17 protein-coding genes are annotated in these 16,349 nt (G+C 60.8%); 8 read left to right on the top strand and 9 right to left on the bottom strand.

The genetic code is table 11. The annotated features are described in order from the left end of the window. Positions 1 to 2: 2 nt before the first annotated feature. Genes LHAB_RS13895 through LHAB_RS13870 form a run of 6 tightly spaced genes read right to left on the bottom strand, consistent with a single transcriptional unit; the run spans position 3 to position 4,527 of the window. Positions 3 to 752: an SDR family oxidoreductase gene (locus tag LHAB_RS13895; RefSeq protein ID WP_090047347.1), complete on the bottom strand. Its 750-nt coding sequence runs from the start codon at positions 750 to 752 to the stop codon at positions 3 to 5. A gap of 40 nt (positions 753 to 792) precedes the next feature. Then, complete coding sequence (locus LHAB_RS13890; RefSeq protein ID WP_090047343.1) at positions 793 to 1,833, bottom strand: L-idonate 5-dehydrogenase; 1,041 nt, start codon at positions 1,831 to 1,833, stop codon at positions 793 to 795. Positions 1,834 to 1,857: 24 nt separating this feature from the next. Next, entirely contained in the window at positions 1,858 to 2,625 is a 768-nt protein-coding gene (locus tag LHAB_RS13885; RefSeq protein ID WP_090047342.1) for an SDR family oxidoreductase, read from the bottom strand. Between the two features lie 23 nt (positions 2,626 to 2,648). Beyond that, positions 2,649 to 2,987, bottom strand: coding sequence for a hypothetical protein (locus LHAB_RS13880; RefSeq protein ID WP_090047340.1), 339 nt, complete (start codon positions 2,985 to 2,987; stop codon positions 2,649 to 2,651). A gap of 18 nt (positions 2,988 to 3,005) precedes the next feature. Next, positions 3,006 to 3,548 (bottom strand): gluconokinase, encoded by a 543-nt coding sequence (locus LHAB_RS13875; protein WP_090047338.1) that lies wholly within the window; start codon positions 3,546 to 3,548, stop codon positions 3,006 to 3,008. 13 nt (positions 3,549 to 3,561) lie between these two features. Next, a complete protein-coding gene (locus tag LHAB_RS13870) occupies positions 3,562 to 4,527 on the bottom strand; it encodes a 2-hydroxyacid dehydrogenase (protein WP_090047336.1) in 966 nt (321 codons plus the stop codon). A 217-nt stretch (positions 4,528 to 4,744) separates the two neighbouring features. Here LHAB_RS13870 and LHAB_RS13865 point away from each other — a divergent pair, with 217 nt between their 5' ends. Further along, positions 4,745 to 5,128: a cupin domain-containing protein gene (locus LHAB_RS13865; RefSeq protein WP_090047335.1), complete on the top strand. Its 384-nt coding sequence runs from the start codon at positions 4,745 to 4,747 to the stop codon at positions 5,126 to 5,128. 64 nt (positions 5,129 to 5,192) lie between these two features. On the opposite strand, the gene LHAB_RS13860 is transcribed toward LHAB_RS13865, so the two are convergent. Then, positions 5,193 to 7,049 carry a DEAD/DEAH box helicase gene (locus LHAB_RS13860; RefSeq protein ID WP_090047333.1) on the bottom strand — a complete coding sequence of 619 codons (1,857 nt, stop codon included), beginning with the start codon at positions 7,047 to 7,049 and terminating at the stop codon, positions 5,193 to 5,195. A gap of 314 nt (positions 7,050 to 7,363) precedes the next feature. Here LHAB_RS13860 and LHAB_RS13855 point away from each other — a divergent pair, with 314 nt between their 5' ends. The 3 genes from LHAB_RS13855 to ettA all read left to right on the top strand — a co-directional run bounded on the left by LHAB_RS13855 (position 7,364) and on the right by ettA (position 11,361). Beyond that, positions 7,364 to 8,362 carry a Bug family tripartite tricarboxylate transporter substrate binding protein gene (locus tag LHAB_RS13855; protein ID WP_228763437.1) on the top strand — a complete coding sequence of 333 codons (999 nt, stop codon included), beginning with the start codon at positions 7,364 to 7,366 and terminating at the stop codon, positions 8,360 to 8,362. 77 nt (positions 8,363 to 8,439) lie between these two features. Further along, entirely contained in the window at positions 8,440 to 9,483 is a 1,044-nt protein-coding gene (locus LHAB_RS13850) for a 3'-5' exonuclease (RefSeq protein WP_090047329.1), read from the top strand. Between the two features lie 216 nt (positions 9,484 to 9,699). Then, positions 9,700 to 11,361 (top strand): energy-dependent translational throttle protein EttA, encoded by a 1,662-nt coding sequence (gene ettA, locus LHAB_RS13845; RefSeq protein WP_090047327.1) that lies wholly within the window; start codon positions 9,700 to 9,702, stop codon positions 11,359 to 11,361. A 118-nt stretch (positions 11,362 to 11,479) separates the two neighbouring features. Here the strand turns inward: ettA and LHAB_RS13840 are convergent, their stop codons facing one another. Then, a complete protein-coding gene (locus LHAB_RS13840) occupies positions 11,480 to 11,755 on the bottom strand; it encodes a hypothetical protein (RefSeq protein WP_090047993.1) in 276 nt (91 codons plus the stop codon). A gap of 92 nt (positions 11,756 to 11,847) precedes the next feature. On the opposite strand from LHAB_RS13840, the gene LHAB_RS13835 reads away from it, so the two are divergent. Next, a complete protein-coding gene (locus tag LHAB_RS13835; protein WP_090047991.1) occupies positions 11,848 to 12,567 on the top strand; it encodes a pseudouridine synthase in 720 nt (239 codons plus the stop codon). An 81-nt stretch (positions 12,568 to 12,648) separates the two neighbouring features. Here LHAB_RS13835 and LHAB_RS13830 read toward each other — a convergent pair whose 3' ends face one another. After that, entirely contained in the window at positions 12,649 to 13,464 is an 816-nt protein-coding gene (locus LHAB_RS13830; RefSeq protein WP_090047325.1) for an alpha/beta fold hydrolase, read from the bottom strand. Positions 13,465 to 13,551: 87 nt separating this feature from the next. On the opposite strand from LHAB_RS13830, the gene LHAB_RS13825 reads away from it, so the two are divergent. From LHAB_RS13825 to LHAB_RS13815, 3 genes are read left to right on the top strand one after another with little or no spacing between them, the layout of a single operon-like run. Then, a complete protein-coding gene (locus tag LHAB_RS13825) occupies positions 13,552 to 14,505 on the top strand; it encodes a YVTN family beta-propeller repeat protein (protein ID WP_090047990.1) in 954 nt (317 codons plus the stop codon). Further along, positions 14,489 to 15,322, top strand: coding sequence for a polysaccharide deacetylase family protein (locus LHAB_RS13820; RefSeq protein ID WP_090047323.1), 834 nt, complete (start codon positions 14,489 to 14,491; stop codon positions 15,320 to 15,322). Before LHAB_RS13825 ends, LHAB_RS13820 begins: the two co-directional genes overlap by 17 nt. A 3-nt stretch (positions 15,323 to 15,325) precedes the next feature. Next, a complete protein-coding gene (locus LHAB_RS13815; RefSeq protein ID WP_090047321.1) occupies positions 15,326 to 16,288 on the top strand; it encodes a sterol desaturase family protein in 963 nt (320 codons plus the stop codon). Positions 16,289 to 16,349: the final 61 nt, after the last annotated feature.

The raw sequence follows: 16,349 nt of genomic DNA, 5'->3' as shown, positions 1-16,349 counted from the left end.
ATTTATCCCCGGCCCACAAAAGGCATGTTGGTCGCCATCACGGTGGTGAACAAAATATTGGCCGACAAGGGCAGGCGGGCCATGGTCAGGAAAGTCTCGACCACAGCGCTCATGTCCATGCGAGGCTCGGCCTTGATGCTCAGGTCGGCTTGGTGCACGCCTTGCGCCATCCGGAGTGTCATGTCGGAGGCCACGTTGCCGATGTCGATTTGGCCCACGGCGATGCTGTAAGGGCGGCCGTCCAAAGACGCGGCGCGGGTCAGGCCCGAGATGGCGTGCTTGGTGGCGGTGTAGGCAATCGAGCCGGGGCGCGGTACATGGGCTGAAATCGAGCCATTATTGATGATGCGACCGCCCTGTGGGCTTTGCTCTTGCATCAGCTTGAAGGCATGCGACAAGGTGTAGAACGCCCCGTTGAGGTTGATGTCCACCGCACGGCGCCATTCGTCGCCTGATAAGTCGCCGGGCAAGGTGTAGGGCAGAGAAATGCCCGCGTTGTTGAACACCAAGTCGAGTCGACCCAAGCGCGAGCGAATCTGCTCGAACAGGGCTTGGACTTCGGGTTCTTTCGACAAGTCTGTCGGGATGGCGTGGCCGTTGGCCGCGTTGGGACCGGCTTCGGCCACGGCAGCTGCCAAGGCATCGGCGCGGCGGCCGACCAACACAACTTGCCAGCCTTCTTGGAGCAGAGCCAGGGCGCAAGCTTTGCCAATGCCAGAGCTGGCACCGGTGACGAGGGCGATTTTGGACATGGGGTGAACTTTCTAGAGAGGGCTCGAAAACCCTTGATTTTCAGGCGTTTTGGAAAGAAATCTGTACCTTGAGCGACTGGCTCTTGTCGGCGGCCAGGTCAAAGGCTTCGATGGCTCGGTCCAGGGGCAAGACACGGGTGATGACGGGTTTGCCGTTGACCAAGCCTTCGTTCAAAAAGCGCACGGCGGTGGCGAACTCGGCGTGGAAGCGGAAGGTGCCGCGCAGGTCCACTTCTTTGGCCACGATCTGCGTCATGGGCAGGCTGATGTCGCCGCCCATGCCCACGGTGATGAGCACGCCACGCGGCACGATGGTGTCCAGGCCCACGCGCAAAGCGGCTTCGCTGCCCGAAGCTTCGAACACCACATCAAACTGGCCTTTGTCGACCTTGTAGGCGTCGAGCGCTTGGGGTTGGGTCTTGAGGTTGATGGTTTCGTCTGCGCCCATTTCCTTGGCGCACTTGAGCGGCAAGTCGGCGATGTCGGCGGCCACAATACGCGCCGCACCGGCTCGGCGCAAAGCGCCAATGAGCAGCGAGCCAATCGGGCCGCAACCGGTGACCAGCACCTGTTTGCCGAGCACACTGCCTGCGCGCTGGATAGCGTGCAAGCCCACCGACAAAGGCTCGGCCAAAGCGGCTTCTGACAGGCTCAGGTGGTCTGCAATCGGGTGGGCTTGATACCCCTCGATGATCAGTTGTTCACTGAAACCGCCTTGGATGTGGGGGAAAGGCATGGCGCTGCCGTAAAAGCGCATGTTCAGGCAATGGTTGTGCTGCCCCGCCTGGCAAAACCGGCACTGGCCGCAAGGGCGCGAAGGCGAGATGGCGATGCGTTGGCCTTGAGGCACGCCGCTCACACCCGCGCCCACGCCATCGACCACACCCGAGATTTCGTGTCCCAGCGCAATGGGCTGCTTGATGCGCACGGTGCCAAAGCCGCCGTGTTGGTAGTAATGCAGGTCTGAGCCGCAAATGCCGCCATAGGCCACATTCACACGCAATTGGTTGTCGCCCAACGTGGGCAGCTCGGTGTCTTCGATGCGCAGGTCTTTGGCCGAATGGCAGACAACGGATTTCATGGGTTTATTCCTTGCAAGCGGTGTTCAAAGGGTGGCGGTCACGCCGCCGTCCACATACAAAATATGGCCGTTCACAAAGCGTGAAGCGTCCGAGGCCAAAAAGACGGCCGCGCCGCCCAGGTCTTGCACATCGCCCCAGCGGCGGCTGGGGGTGCGGCCGATCAGCCAGCTGCTGAAGCTCGGGTCATCGACCAGCTTCTGGTTCAGTTCGGTTTTGAAGTAGCCCGGGCCAATGCCGTTGACGTTGATGCCAAACTGGCCCCAGTCAATGGCCATGCCCTTGGTCAACATTTTCACTGCGCCTTTGGTGGCGGTGTAGGGCGCGATGCCGGGGCGGCCCAACTCGCTTTGGACCGAGCAGATGTTGATGATGTTGCCGCGACCACGCGGAATCATCTTTTTGGCCACGGCCTGACCTACGTAGTACACGCTGTCCAGGTTGGTCTTCATGAGGGTGTGCCAGTCGGCATCCTGGTACTCGTGCAGGGGACCGCGAATTTGCATGCCCGCGTTATTGACCAGGATGTCAATCGGCCTTTCAGACTCGATCTGTTCCACCGCCGCACGCACGCTGTCGGCGTCGGTCACGTCAAACACCGCCGTGCCGATGGACAGGCCTTGGGCTTGCAGGGCAAGAGCTGCAGCCTCTACCTTGCTGGCCGTGCGGCCATTCAAAATGACATGGGCCCCTGCTTGGGCCAGGGCCTCGGCCAAAGCCAGGCCGATGCCTGCTGACGAGCCGGTGATCAAGGCGCTGCGGCCCTTGAGTTGGAAAGTGTCGAGAACGTTCATGGCATCGTCAACCTGAAGGGTGATCAATCGGTGGGCAGCGCGTATTCGTCCGCACTGAACACGGTGTGAAACACGGTGCCATCGAACATGGCGATCATGTCCTTGGACACTTCTTTGCTTTTCATGCGCACTTCAGAGGCCAAAGCTATCTCGATGGATTCCCGGCTGGGGTAGCGCACCGACAGGACCATGCCGAAATGCGGGTCGGACACATCGCTCTCGACCTGGCGCAGCACGCGCACTTCCTGTGCACCCGGAAAGCGGGTCCACAAGGGCACAAGGTTCTCGCGGATGTAGCGGTTGAAAGCGTCCTCCATGCCGGGTTTGACCTTGCCTTGAAAAAATGCACAACGAATAAACATGACGGCTCTTTCTGAATATCAATGGGCGGCGTGAAGCCGGGGCGGGGTTGTATCCCGGTGTGCCTGCAAGGCTGACAGCACCTGGCGCACCAGGTCGTCCACGGGTTGGGCGATGGACAGGGTGATGACATCGGTCTCATCGGCCTGGGGAATTTCCAGGGTTTGGAACTGGCTGGTCAACAGGCCTGCTTGCATGTAATGGCCCACACGCTGGCGCATGCGTGCATCGATCAACTCGAAGCTGCCGTTCAAAAATACAAAGCACACATGGCCCGCCTGTTCTCGGATGCGGTCGCGGTATGCACGTTTGAGCGCAGAGCACGCCACCACTCGGCCTTGGGCAGGGTGCTGGGACAAGTAAGTCCCAATGCGGTCAAGCCAGGGCCAGCGATCGGCGTCGTCCAGTGCAATGCCCGAGCGCATCTTGGCGATGCTCTCAGGCTGGTGCAAATCATCGCCATCGACCATCTCGAGGCCCAGGCGCTCGCCCAGTGCCGTGGCCATGGTCGATTTGCCACAGCCGGACACGCCCATGACGATCAGACGCAATGGCTTGTTCATGTCGCGTCGTGGTTTATTTTTGCGACATGGCCATGCACTCGGGCACGGGGGTGCGCAGGGCTTGGCCTGAAATACCCGCTTGCATGTTGGTAAAAGCCAGATCGGCCATGGCTTGGCGGGTTTCGGTGGTGGCGCTGGCCATGTGGGGGGTCAGCACCACGTTGTGCATGGCCCAAAGGGTTTCGGGCACATGGGGTTCGTTGGCGAATACATCAAGTCCCGCGCCTGCGATGGTGCCGTTTTGCAAGGCTTCGATCAGCGCTTGCTCATCGACGACGCTGCCGCGCGCCACGTTGATCAGGAAACCGCGAGAACCCAGTGCCTTGAGCACTTCGGCATTGATCAAGTGTTTGGTGCCCGCGCCGCCAGGTGTGATGACCACCAGAAAATCCACGTGTGCTGCCAGAGCCTGCGCAGTGGGGAAGAACTGAAAACCTGAATCTGCTTTTTCACTGCGGGCGGTGTAAGCGATGGTCATGCCAAAACCGCTGGCGCGTTGAGCGATGGCTTTGCCGATACGGCCCAGGCCCACGATGCCCAGCCGGGCGCCCGACACCTTCCGGGCCAGGGTCATGGGGCCCTTGGGCCATTGACCCGCACGCACAAATTGGTCAGCCTGCGGGATGGTGCGACCCACCGACAGCACCAAACCCATGGCCAGATCGGCCACATCATCGGTCAGCACATCAGGGGTATGCGTCACGGGGATGCCGTGCTCGATGGCAGCTGCCACATCCACGCCGTCGTAGCCCACACCAAACACCGACACCACTTTGGCGTTGGGCAATTGCGACAGCAGGCTGCGGGGGACGCTGGCCTCACCCGTGCCTGCCACGCCCACGATGCGCGGCGCCAGAGTCGCAAAAGCGTTGGGGTCTTCGGTGTGGGTGCGGTCGTGTACGGTGTAAATCGTTTGCAGGGCTTGCAAATAAAAGGGGTGTAATTTGGCAACGGCCAGGACATCGGGTTTGGAGGTCATCTTGTTGTCTGATCAATGGAGTACTGGGGTCTCGCCCGGGGGTGTCAAGAAAGATTGCCACGACCCAAGGCACGCGTCTGTCATCAAAAAAATAAAGCAGTGGTTGTGATCATCACACCATTGAGGGCATATTCTTCCTCAGATTAACCCTTGTTTCGTGTTGACTCGGTGACAATCGAGGCCTCACTTGCTTCCTCCCTGATTCGGACCCGACGCCATGAACCCGTTGAAAAAAGTCATTTTGTTCACCGACACCGATGGACGCGCCCGTTTTCGCGACGAATGGGTGCCCTTGACCGAAGGCACGCCCCAAAGCCAACTTTCAGCCCTGATGGCCGCGACCGGTTGTCAGTTGCGCCAAAGCCCGGTGGGTTTTCGCAGCACATTCCACTGCACCGGCAACCCGCAGTGGCTGTTTGTGCTGGGTGGGCAGATGGAGATCTTTTTGCAGGACGGCAGCTCGCGCATTTTTGGGCCTGGCGAGTTTTTCTATTCGGCCGACACTTTGCCCGAGGGGGCCACATTCGATGCCACGGTGCATGGCCACTGGAGTCGTCAGGTCGGCCCCGACCCGCTGGTGACCTTGTTCGTCCGGGACTGAGTTTCTCGCAGACAAAAAAAGAGCCCGCATTTGCGGGCTCTTTGTATTTTGGGGCGCGTGGGGATCAGCGACCGAAACCACGGCCACCGCCGCCACCGCCGCCATTGCCACCACGGTTGCCGCCGCCGTAGCCTCCACCACCACCGCCGCCGCCATGGCGGCGGCCACTGCTGGCCAGGCTGTCGATGCTGGTGCGGGTCGGGTCAGGCTGGCCACTGGTGCGCACTGGCTTGCGGTTGGGCAAGTCCAGGCGTGCAAACTGCGTGGTCTTCAAGGGGTCAATGTGGCGTGGCAACTCATCGCCATCGTCTCGGCGACGGTCTTGGCCGCCTGCGTATCCGCCACCACCATTGCCGCCCTGTGGGCCGCGACCTGGACCACGGCCTTCAGGACGTGGACCGCGTGGTGCGGGACGGCCTTGGCCATCACCACGGTTGTCAAAACGCGGATCGCCACGTTGCTCCTGGCTGCGACCACCTTCACGGCGGCCATCGCCTTGGCCTTCAAAGCGCGGGGCGCCTTGCGGACCATTGCGGCGTGATGGAGGAGGGCCGTTGCGCGATGGCCGGGCTGGGCCCTGACCTTCGCCGCGTGCTTGGCGGGGGCCTTGGCCACCACCACCACCGCCAACTGCGACTTTGTTGTCACGGATGCGCTGCATCATGTCCTGGCGTGCTGCTTTGGCGGCTGCGGCCATCACATCGCGGCTTGGCGGCTTGCCTGCACCGCCCCACAGGGTCTGGCGACCCATGGCGATGGGCTCGGCCACTTCGCCTGGCTCGGGACCAAAGCCCTCGAGCAACTGGACTGGAATCTCCTGCTTGGTGAAGCGCTCGATGTCCATCATGAAGCCTTCTTCGTCCAGACAGACCAAGCTCACCGCCTCGCCGCTGGCGCCCGCACGGCCTGTACGGCCAATGCGGTGCACGTAGTCTTCCGACACGTTCGGGATTTCAAAGTTCACCACGTGCGGCAAGTCTTCGATGTCGATGCCGCGCGCAGCAATGTCGGTGGCCACCAAAGCGCGGATGTCGCCGCTCTTGAAGCCCGCCAAGGCTTGTGTGCGGGCGGTTTGGCTTTTGTTGCCGTGCAGGGCCATGGCTTTCACGCCATTTTTGGTCAGGAAGTCGGCCACATTGTTGGCGCCGAACTTGGTGCGGGTGAACACCAGCACCTGACTCCAGTCATGCTTTTGGATGATGTGCAGCAGCACGTCTTTTTTCTTGCTGCGACCCACGGGGTGGATCACTTGGGTGATGCGTTGCACTGTGGTGTTGCTGGGCGTGACCTGAATGCTTTGCGGGTTCTTGAGCAAATTGCCCGCCAACTCGCGGATCTCGTCGCTGAAGGTGGCCGAGAACAGCAAACTCTGCTTGTCCTTGGGCACCAAGGCCAGGACTTTTTTCACGTCGTGGATGAAGCCCATGTCCAACATGCGGTCGGCTTCGTCGAGCACCAGAATTTCAACCGTCGACAGGTCCAGGAAACCCTGGCCTTGCAGGTCGAGCAAACGACCGGGTGTGGCCACCAAAATGTCCACGCCTTTTTTGACCTTGCTGATCTGCGGGTTCATGCCCACGCCACCAAAGATCACGGTGGAGTCGAGCTGCAGGTATTTGCCGTAGTCTCGCACCGATTCTTCGACCTGGGCAGCCAGCTCGCGGGTCGGGGTGAGCACCAAGGCGCGGATGGCTTTGCCGCCAAAGCGGTTTTTGCCCGGCTCACTCAGGCTCAGCTTGTGCAGCATGGGCAAGGTGAAGGCGGCGGTTTTGCCGGTGCCAGTTTGTGCACCGGCCAACAAGTCTTGTCCAGCCAAGACGGCGGGAATGGCTTGGGCCTGGATGGGGGTGGGGGTGTCATAGCCGAGCTCGCGCACAGCTTGCATGAGGGCCGGGGCCAGGTTCAATTCTTCAAAGTTCATTTTTACAGAGCGCCATGTCCGGCGCGGGTATCGGCTCATTCAACTGCTGTTGGCAGTTACCAGTGTTGGCCGATAGGTCTTAGGGTGGGCATGGAAACCGCAGGCGCTTGTTTTGAGCGTTGCCTGGGTCAGGCCCCAGCAGAAGTGCTGATGCTGGGGCAACTGGAGGCCTCAGCGAAGTGGATTGTCGCACAAAGCAGAAAACTCCCGTGGATGTCCCTCACAGCTCAGGTCATGGGTTCAAACCCCAATGCCCTCTGCGGCGTGGAAAGCCTAGACTGCACAACACCTTAAAACTGCAAAAAAGCATGACCATGAAACCATTTGCTGACCGCCGCTCCTTTCTTCAAACTGCGGCTGTGACCGCCACCGCAGTGGCCACCAGTGGCCCGTGGGCCCATGCTTGGGCGCAAACCAAATGGCCTGCCAAACCCATCCGGATCATCGTGGCTTTCCCGCCCGGCGGTTTGACCGACGCCTTGGCCCGCAGCTATGGCGAACACCTTTCTACCAAGCTGGGTGTGCCGGTGGTCATCGACAACAAACCGGGCGCTGGTGCCATCATCGGCATCGACGCGGCAGCCAAATCGCCCGCCGATGGCTACACCCTGGTCATGAGCACCTCGGGCACCTTTTGGCAAAACCGCATCTTGTATTCCAAGTTGCCCTACAACCTCGACAAAGACCTGACCCCGGTCACCGTGTTTCCCTCGGGCCCGCTGGTGGTGGGCATCAACGACAAGATCCCGGCCAACAACATGGCCGAATTTGTGGCTTGGGCCAAAAAGAACCCGACCTCCATGGGCACTTACGCCCCGGGCTCCTATCCGCACATGGTGGCCGACCAGACCAACCGCATCCACGGCACCCAAATCCAGTCGGTGCATTACCGTGGCGAAGCCCCCATGTGGCTCGACGTGGCTTCGGGCCAATCGCAAATTGCCGTCGGCAGCTACCTGGCCTTCAATGCCGTGGCCAGCCGGGGTGTGCGTGCCATTGGCGTGACGGGCAGCTACCGCTCGCCCAAATTGCCCAATGTGCCCACCCTCATGGAGCAGGGCGACACCGCCAAGCTCGTGACCCTGGAAGGCGGCTTGCCGCTGGTGGCCCCAGCGGGCACACCCGAAGCTGTGCTGAAACTGCTGGCCGACGAAGCCGTGGCCTGGTCCAACACCGACAAGGCCGCCAAGCTGCGCGAGACCTTCGCCATCCCCAACAAACCCAAAAACCTGGCCGACACACGCAAGGACTGGGAGGGGGAAGTGCCCGTGTGGATCAAGTTGGCGGTGGATTTGGGGATCAAGCTGGACTGATCGTCTTGTGACAGACCCACTGCTCCTGGGCTGATTTCAGCTGGGAGCAGCCCTCAGACGCGGTTTAATCTCGGCTTATGAACAAAATTGACCAGATGAGTTTTTTGGGCTTTGAAGCCGAATCTGCCGAAAAACCCGCCAAGCCTGCGAAGACACCGAAGCCTGAACCTACGGTGGCTTCCGTGGTGTTGCCACCTGTGGCTCGGCCATCGGCGCAGATCGCCGAACACGAAGCCATGGCCCAGGCACTGGCTCAGCACCCCGACTTTCGCGTCTTGCGCCGCTTGGTGCCGCGCACCGACTATGGGCCGGTGAACGGGCAAGCGACCCGACGCGTGATCGTGCTGGACACCGAAACCACCGGTTTGGACAGCAAGAGCGAAAAAGTGATCGAGCTGGCCATGTTGTCGGTGTTGGTGGACGTTGCTACCGGCTCGCCCGCAGGGCCGGTGTCCATTTACGAGTCGTTCGAAGACCCGGGCAAACCAATTCCGCCCCAGATCACCGAGATCACGGGCATTGACGACAGCATGGTGCGGGGCCAACGCATCGACGACGCGGCAGTTAACGCCTTGGTGCAAGAGGCCGATTTGGTCGTGGCGCACAACGCCGGGTTTGACCGGCCGTTTGTCGAGGCGCGTTGGCCTGTGTTTGCGGGCAAGGCCTGGGGCTGTTCTTTTCAGGGCATCGACTGGAAGAAAGAGGGCAGCGGCTCGGCCAAGCTGGAGTTTTTGGCGTCCGAGCGCGGTTGGTTTTACGACGCCCACCGGGCGCAGGTCGATTGCCATGCCTTGTTGCAGGTGCTGTCCTCTCCACTGATCGACGGACAAACGGGCTTGGCGCGCCTTTTGGCCGGGGCCAATCAGACGCGCTACAAGTTGCGTGCCACGGGCGCCCCGTTTGAGGCCAAGGACAAGCTCAAGTCACGGGGTTACCGCTGGGACGGTGACGGCCGTGTGTGGTGGTGCAGTTTGGCCACAGGTGAATTGCTCGATGCCGAATGCACTTGGCTGCGTGACGAGGTGTACGGCCGCCGAAGCGCTCGGGTGATGCTCGAGGCCCTGGACAGCTTGACTCAGTATTCCAGCCGTTCGGGCTTGCAGACGGAGCGGCAGTTGTAGGAGCCCCGCACTCTGGGCGAATGCTGGTGGTCTGGGAATGGTCTATCGCGACGAGGGCGTCGCCCTCACCGGCACAGTGACCCATAAGGGCAGCCTTCAGCAGGGGCAGCAGCCCTAAGGAAGAGCCTTTCACAGGGATAGGCGCATCTGTTTGATGCTGCGTCATGCCAAGCTGGGATAATGCGCAGTTATTGGTATTTTTTCAGGCGGGTATAAATGGCTCAATACGTATTTTCGATGAACCGGGTTGGCAAGATCGTGCCGCCCAAACGTCATATTCTCAAAGATATTTCGCTGTCTTTCTTTCCCGGCGCCAAGATCGGCGTGCTGGGCACCAACGGCTCGGGCAAGTCCACTTTGCTCAAGATCATGGCCGGCATCGACAAGGAAATCGAAGGCGAAGCCATCCCCATGGCGGGCCTGAAAATTGGTTATCTGCCGCAAGAGCCCATCATGGACGCCGAGCAGACTGTGCGTGAAGCTGTGGAAAGCGGCATGGGCGAAGTCAAGGCCGCGCAGGCACGCCTGGAAGAGGTGTACGCCGCCTATGCCGAAGAAGACGCCGACTTTGACGCCCTGGCCGCCGAGCAGGCCCAACTCGAAGCCATCATCTCCACCGCAGGCGATGCCTCTGAGCACCAGCTCGAAATCGCCGCCGATGCGCTGCGTCTGCCCCCATGGGACGCCGTGATCGGCAAGCTGTCGGGCGGAGAAAAACGCCGTGTGGCCTTGTGCCGCTTGCTGCTCTCGCGCCCCGATATGCTGCTGCTCGACGAGCCGACCAACCACTTGGACGCCGAGTCGGTGGATTGGCTGGAGCTGTTCTTGCAGCGTTTTTCGGGCACCGTGGTGGCCATCACCCACGACCGCTATTTCTTGGACAACGCGGCCGAGTGGATTTTGGAACTCGACCGGGGCTCCGGCATCCCTTACAAAGGCAACTACTCCAGCTGGCTGGAGCAAAAAGAGGCCCGTTTGGCCACCGAGCAGCGCACCGAAGACGCCCGCTCCAAGGCCATGAAGAAAGAACTGGAGTGGGCGCGTGCCAACCCCAAGGGCCGTCAGGCCAAGAGCAAGGCGCGTTTGGCCCGCTTTGAAGAGTTGAGCGACCACGAATACCAAAAGCGCAACGAGACGCAGGAGATTTTCATCCCTGTGGCCGAACGCCTGGGCAATGAAGTGTTCGAGTTCAAGAACGTCAGCAAATCCTTTGGCGACCGTTTGTTGATCGACAACCTGAGCTTCAAAGTGCCAGCGGGCGCCATCGTCGGCATCATCGGCCCCAACGGCGCGGGTAAATCGACCCTGTTCAAGCTGATCGCTGGCAAAGAGCAACCCGACAGCGGTGAAGTCACCATCGGTCAGACCGTGAAAATGGCCTTTGTGGACCAAAACCGCGACGACCTGGACAACAACAAAACCGTGTGGGAAGACGTCTCGGGCGGTTTGGACATCATCAACGTGGGCAAGTTCCAGATGGCCAGCCGTGCGTATTGCGGGCGTTTTAACTTCAACGGTGGCGACCAACAAAAGAAGGTTGGCATGTTGTCGGGCGGTGAGCGCGGCCGTTTGCACCTGGCCAAGACCCTGATCGAAGGCGGCAACGTGTTGCTGCTGGACGAGCCCTCCAACGACCTGGACGTGGAAACCCTGCGGGCCCTGGAAGACGCCTTGCTGGAGTTTGCAGGCTCGGTCATGGTCATCAGCCACGACCGCTGGTTCTTGGACCGGATCGCCACCCACATCCTGGCCGCCGAAGGCGATAGCCAGTGGGTGTTCTTTGACGGCAACTACCAGGAATACGAAGCCGACAAGAAACGCCGTCTGGGCGAAGAGGGTGCCAAGCCCAAGCGCGTGCGCTTCAAGGCTTTGAAGTAATCCGCTGCTTTGCACAAGACAACGGGCCCTGCGGGGCCCGTTGTCGTTGGTGACTCCTCACGAGGCGGGTGTTTTGTGGCGGGCTGCCCCTGCGACCGAATGCGTGCCGACCGACCCGTCAAGCAGTCAGTTTGGCCCGCGCCTTGTCGGCCCACAGTTGCAAACTGGCCAACAGGTCTTTTTGGCTGAACGAGCAGCTTTCTTCGCTGAACAGGGCGCTGGCCTCGATGCGGTCCAGCAGGTTGCCCAGCACTTCGCCAAACTTGTCGGGCAAGGGCAAACCGGCTGCACTGCTGCGCCATTGGCGGATCATGTCGCTTTGTGCCAACTGGCCTTGGGTGCATGCCGTCAGCGCTGCGGTCATGCGGTCGAGGGTGTCAAGGGCGGTGCTCATGGGCCATGTGTCTCCTGCCAGGTCAATTCCCCATCGGGTGGGTGTTTTCGAGGTCACAATCATGCCCCATGAAAGCCAAATCTCTCAAACCCATGCGCCTGGAAGACATTCTGTTTTGCCAGGGTTTTGGCACCCGCCGCGTGTGCGCAGGGCTGGTCCAGCAGGGCCATGTGCAGGTCGATGGCCAAACGGTGACCGATGCGGGCGAATTTTTTGATTTGGAGGGCCTGCATTTCACGGTGCAAGGCACCGATTGGCCCTTTAAGGACAAAGCCTATGTGCTGCTCCACAAGCCCACGGGCACCGAGTGTTCGCAAAAACCTTCCACCTGGCCCAGCATTTACACCTTGCTGCCCGCGCCTTTGCGCCAACGTCCACAAAAAGCGGCGGTCCAAGGCGTGCAGGCGGTGGGCCGGCTCGATCAGGACACGACCGGCTTGCTGCTGCTCACCGATGATGGCCAGTTCATCCACAAGATGAGCTCGCCCAAGCACCATGTGCCCAAGGTCTACGAGGTGACCACCAAGCACCCGATCACGCCCGAGATGGTGGACAAGTTGCTCCATGGCGTGGTGCTGGACGACGACCCCAAGCCCGTGAAGGCGGCAGCCTGCGAAGCGGTGGGTGAGCTGCACCTGAAGCTGACGCTGACAGAGGGCAAATACCACCAGGTCAAGCGCATGCTGGCGGCGGTGGGCAACCGGGTCGAGGGTCTGCACCGCTCGCAAATAGGTGGTTTGGTGCTGAACGATCTGGCTCCCGGCCAATGGCGTTGGTTGACCGACGAAGACCTGGTCCTGCTCAAGCCCTGAAACCCCGCTCCCCTGTGCCTTGAAGGATCGAGCCCTTGCGCGCAAAGTCTTGTGGACCGAGCGCTGGGTCAAGCGTTCGAATCAAAGGGGTTGCATGAAGTCCTCGATCGCTTGCATCACGGCCAGTGGCTGGTCGCGGTGAGGTGAGTGCCCGCAATCGGTGAGCTTCAGGCGCTGCGCTTGTGGCACTGCCCTCGCAATGTCGTCGATCTGTGCCATGGTGCCGTAAGGGTCGCTTTCGCCTTGGATGGCCAGCAAGGGCGCGCGGATGCCGTCCAGTTCGGCTCGGATATCGAAGTCTTGAAACGCCGGGTTGAGCCAGACATCGTTCCACTGCCAAAACGCGCAGTCCACATGGGCGTGGTACGGTGAAAGACGCTGGCGCAGGGGTCCGTTTTCATAGGCTTGCTTGGCCGCCAAGATGGCCTGAACCGAGATGTCTTCGACCATCACATGCGGCGCCATGACCACACAGCCGGCCACCTCAAACCGGCTGGCGTGGATCAGGGCAATGGTGCCGCCGTCGGAATGGCCCAGCAAAACCGGGCGTTGGATGTTCAGCGCCTCCAGCAAGGCAGGCAAAACTTCCAGGGCTTCGCGGTGCATGTAATCGGGCTGCAGGCGGCCGTGGCGCACGCCCGCCGTTTCGCCCGAAGGGCCGCGCACATCGACCACCGGGTCGGACTGGCCATAGCCCTGGCGCGAATAGACCAAGCCCGCGCAGCCTAGGCGTTGGCACAAGCGTGCCGGCCAGTCGCGCCACATGGCGATGCTGCCCAAACCCTCATGCAGAAAAACGAGGGTGTGAGTGGGGGTGGTTTTCTCGTCTGGCTGCCAGTGTGCAACTTCCAAGGTGAGGTTTTTCAGCAAAAGGGGCGTGGGGATAGGCGTGGGCATCCGGGGTCCTGAATCGGCGTTTACACTTGAACGTGATTTTGAAAGCGTTTTGTGATTGATTTGCGTTCGGTGTCTCGATTTTTTGTCATGGCAGTTGGGGTGCTTTTGTTGGGCGGCGTCCCTGCTCAGGCGCAATCTCCGGTTTTTGTCCTCAATTCTCTGGATGGCAATGTCAGTGTGATCGATCCCGTCACCTGGACAGAAAAAAAGCGCATTCCTACGGGCAAAGAACCCCACCACCTGTACCTCACCCCGGACGAAAAGTCGGTCATCGTAGCGAATGCCATGGGTGACTCACTGACCTTCATCGACCCGCGCACTGCCGAGGTTCAGCGCACCGTGACGGGCATTCTGGACCCGTACCACCTCCGGTTTTCTCCCGACATGAAATGGTTGGTGATCGCCGCCAATCGCCTTGACCATGTGGACATTTACCGGTGGGACGGACAAAACGCCACTTTGGCCAAGCGCATCTCGACCGGCAAGACCCCCAGCCATCTGTGGATCGACAGCCAGAGCAAGATCGCCTGGGTCTCGATGCAAGACAGCAACGAGATCGTGGCGATTGACTTGGGTAAGCAAACCCTCAAATCTCGCACTGCGGTTGGGCCTATGCCTGCGGATGTGTTCGGCACGCCGGATGACAAATTTTTGCTGGTGGGCCTGACCGGGTCGGACGGGGTCGAGGTGTATGACATCGGCAGCGGACAAGCCAAATGGGTCAAAAAAATCCCCACGGGTAAGGGCGCGCACGCGTTTCGGGCATTGGGCGACAAACGCCATGTGATGGTCAGCAACCGCGTGAGCAATACGATCAGCCAGATCGATTTCACCCAGATGGTGGTGGTGGCAGACTTTCCTGCTCCCTCGGGTCCGGACTGCATGGACATCACGGCCGACGGCAAAACCATTTTGGTGGCCTCGCGCTGGGCCAGAAAACTGTCGGTGATCGACATCGCCACGCGCAAAGTGGTGCGGCAGGTCCGGGTTGGCAAATCACCCCATGGGGTCTGGACATTGGACCATGCGCCGCGCTTTTGATGGCTGCCGCCGGCTTTTCGTCTGCGCTTTCTGGGTGGGCAGCTTCTCTGCTGTCGCTGCCACCTGCGAGAAACCGGTTTATTTGACCTTTGACACGGGCCACATGGGGGTGGCCCCTTGGATCGCCGAAGTCCTGCAGCGTCAACAGATCCCGGTCACCTTTTTCGCAGCGCATGAAAAAACCCGTGAAGGCGATGGCACTTTGGGCCAGCATTGGGCCCCTTGGTGGCGGGCGCGGGCCGCAGAGGGGCACGCCTTTGCCTCGCACACCTGGGACCACGCGTATTGGCGTGCCGACCTCCCAGAGGGCAACCCCTTGAAATTCCGAATTCGTCCCAGCGCTGGTGAACAGGCAGGCCAAAACCTCACTTGGACCGCTGCACAGTATTGCGACAATTTGCGCCAGGCGGCGCAGCGTTTGCTGGCCTTGACCGGACAAGCACCCCTGCCCCTGTTCAGGGCGCCTGGCGGTAAAACCTCTGCCCGCCTGATCGAAGCGGCTCGGCAATGCGGCTTTGCGCATGTGGGCTGGTCCGATGCGGGTTTTTTGGGGGATGAGCTGTCCAGCACCTCCCACCCCAACGCCCAATTGCTCGCAAAGGCGCTGAAAAACATCCGCGCTGGCGACATCCTGATGGCGCATCTGGGCATCTGGTCGCGCCAAGACCCTTGGGCCCCAACCGTGCTCGAGCCGCTGATCGTGGGCCTGAAGGCGCGCGGCCTGTGTTTCGCCACGTTGCGTGAGCACCCGGCTTACCGGGACTGGGTGAGACAACGCCCCTTGGCACTGCCGGGTTTGCCCGATTCACGACAATAAGCCATGGACTGGTTGATCGACCTGTTTGACCGTTGTCAGCTGACGCTTTTTGAAGCTGTGGTGCAGCCCATCGCTTTTGCAGCGGGGCAGGGCCATCTGCTGGAAAAAGCCTACGAAGGCGTGGGCTGGCTGGTGGTGGGCCTGTTGCAGCTGTTGGTGATGCTGGTCGTGATCGGCCCCATGCAGCGGCGCTGGCCTGCGGAGCCGATGCGCGATCGTCAGGCGGTTCGGGTCGATGTGCTCTACACCCTGATCCACCGATTGGGCTTGTTCAAGCTGGGCATGTTTTTCACACTCGACCATGCCTTTGAGCAAGGCCTGGGCGTGCTGCGGGCCTGGGGCATGCCCACGCTGCACCTGGACGGTTTGTGGCCTGGGGTGACCGATCTGGCTTTGGTCAGTTTCGTGCTTTATCTGGTGGTCTTTGACTTCGTCCACTACTGGATTCACCGGGCGCAGCACCAGTCCCACACCTGGTGGTCCTTGCATTCATTGCACCATGCGCAGCGGCAGATGACCCTGTGGAGCGACAACCGCAACCACCTGCTGGACGACATGCTCACCAGCCTGTTGTTGTCGGCTGTGGCCGTGCTGATTGGTGTTGGGCCAGGGCAATTTGTGGCGCTGGTGGCGTTGAGCCAGTTGAGCGAAAACTTCCAGCATGCCAATGTGCGCATCTGGTTTGGCCGTTGGGGAGAGCGCCTGTGGGTCAGCCCGCGTTTTCACCGCAGGCACCACAGCATAGGCATTGGCCACGAGTCCCAATCGCAGGGCCGTACCGTGCTCGGTGGCTGCAACTTCGGGGTGTTGTTGCCCTGGTGGGACATGTTGTTTGGCACCGCCGATTTTCAGCTGCGCTTTGACCCTACGGGCGTGCGTGACCAAGTGGAGCAGGGGCGCGACTATGGCGCAGGCTTTTGGGCCCAACAGCGTCAGGGTTTGCGTCGACTGCTGGGCCGCAGCTGAGCCTGCTCTCGAGTCTGCAGACCGGGCATGGGTCTGGCGCTTGGGCCGCATTCAACTGTTA

Source organism: Limnohabitans sp. 2KL-27, assembly GCF_001269345.1.
GTDB lineage: Bacteria > Pseudomonadota > Gammaproteobacteria > Burkholderiales > Burkholderiaceae_C > Limnohabitans_A.
This window is presented reverse-complemented; position numbering and strand designations above follow the sequence as displayed.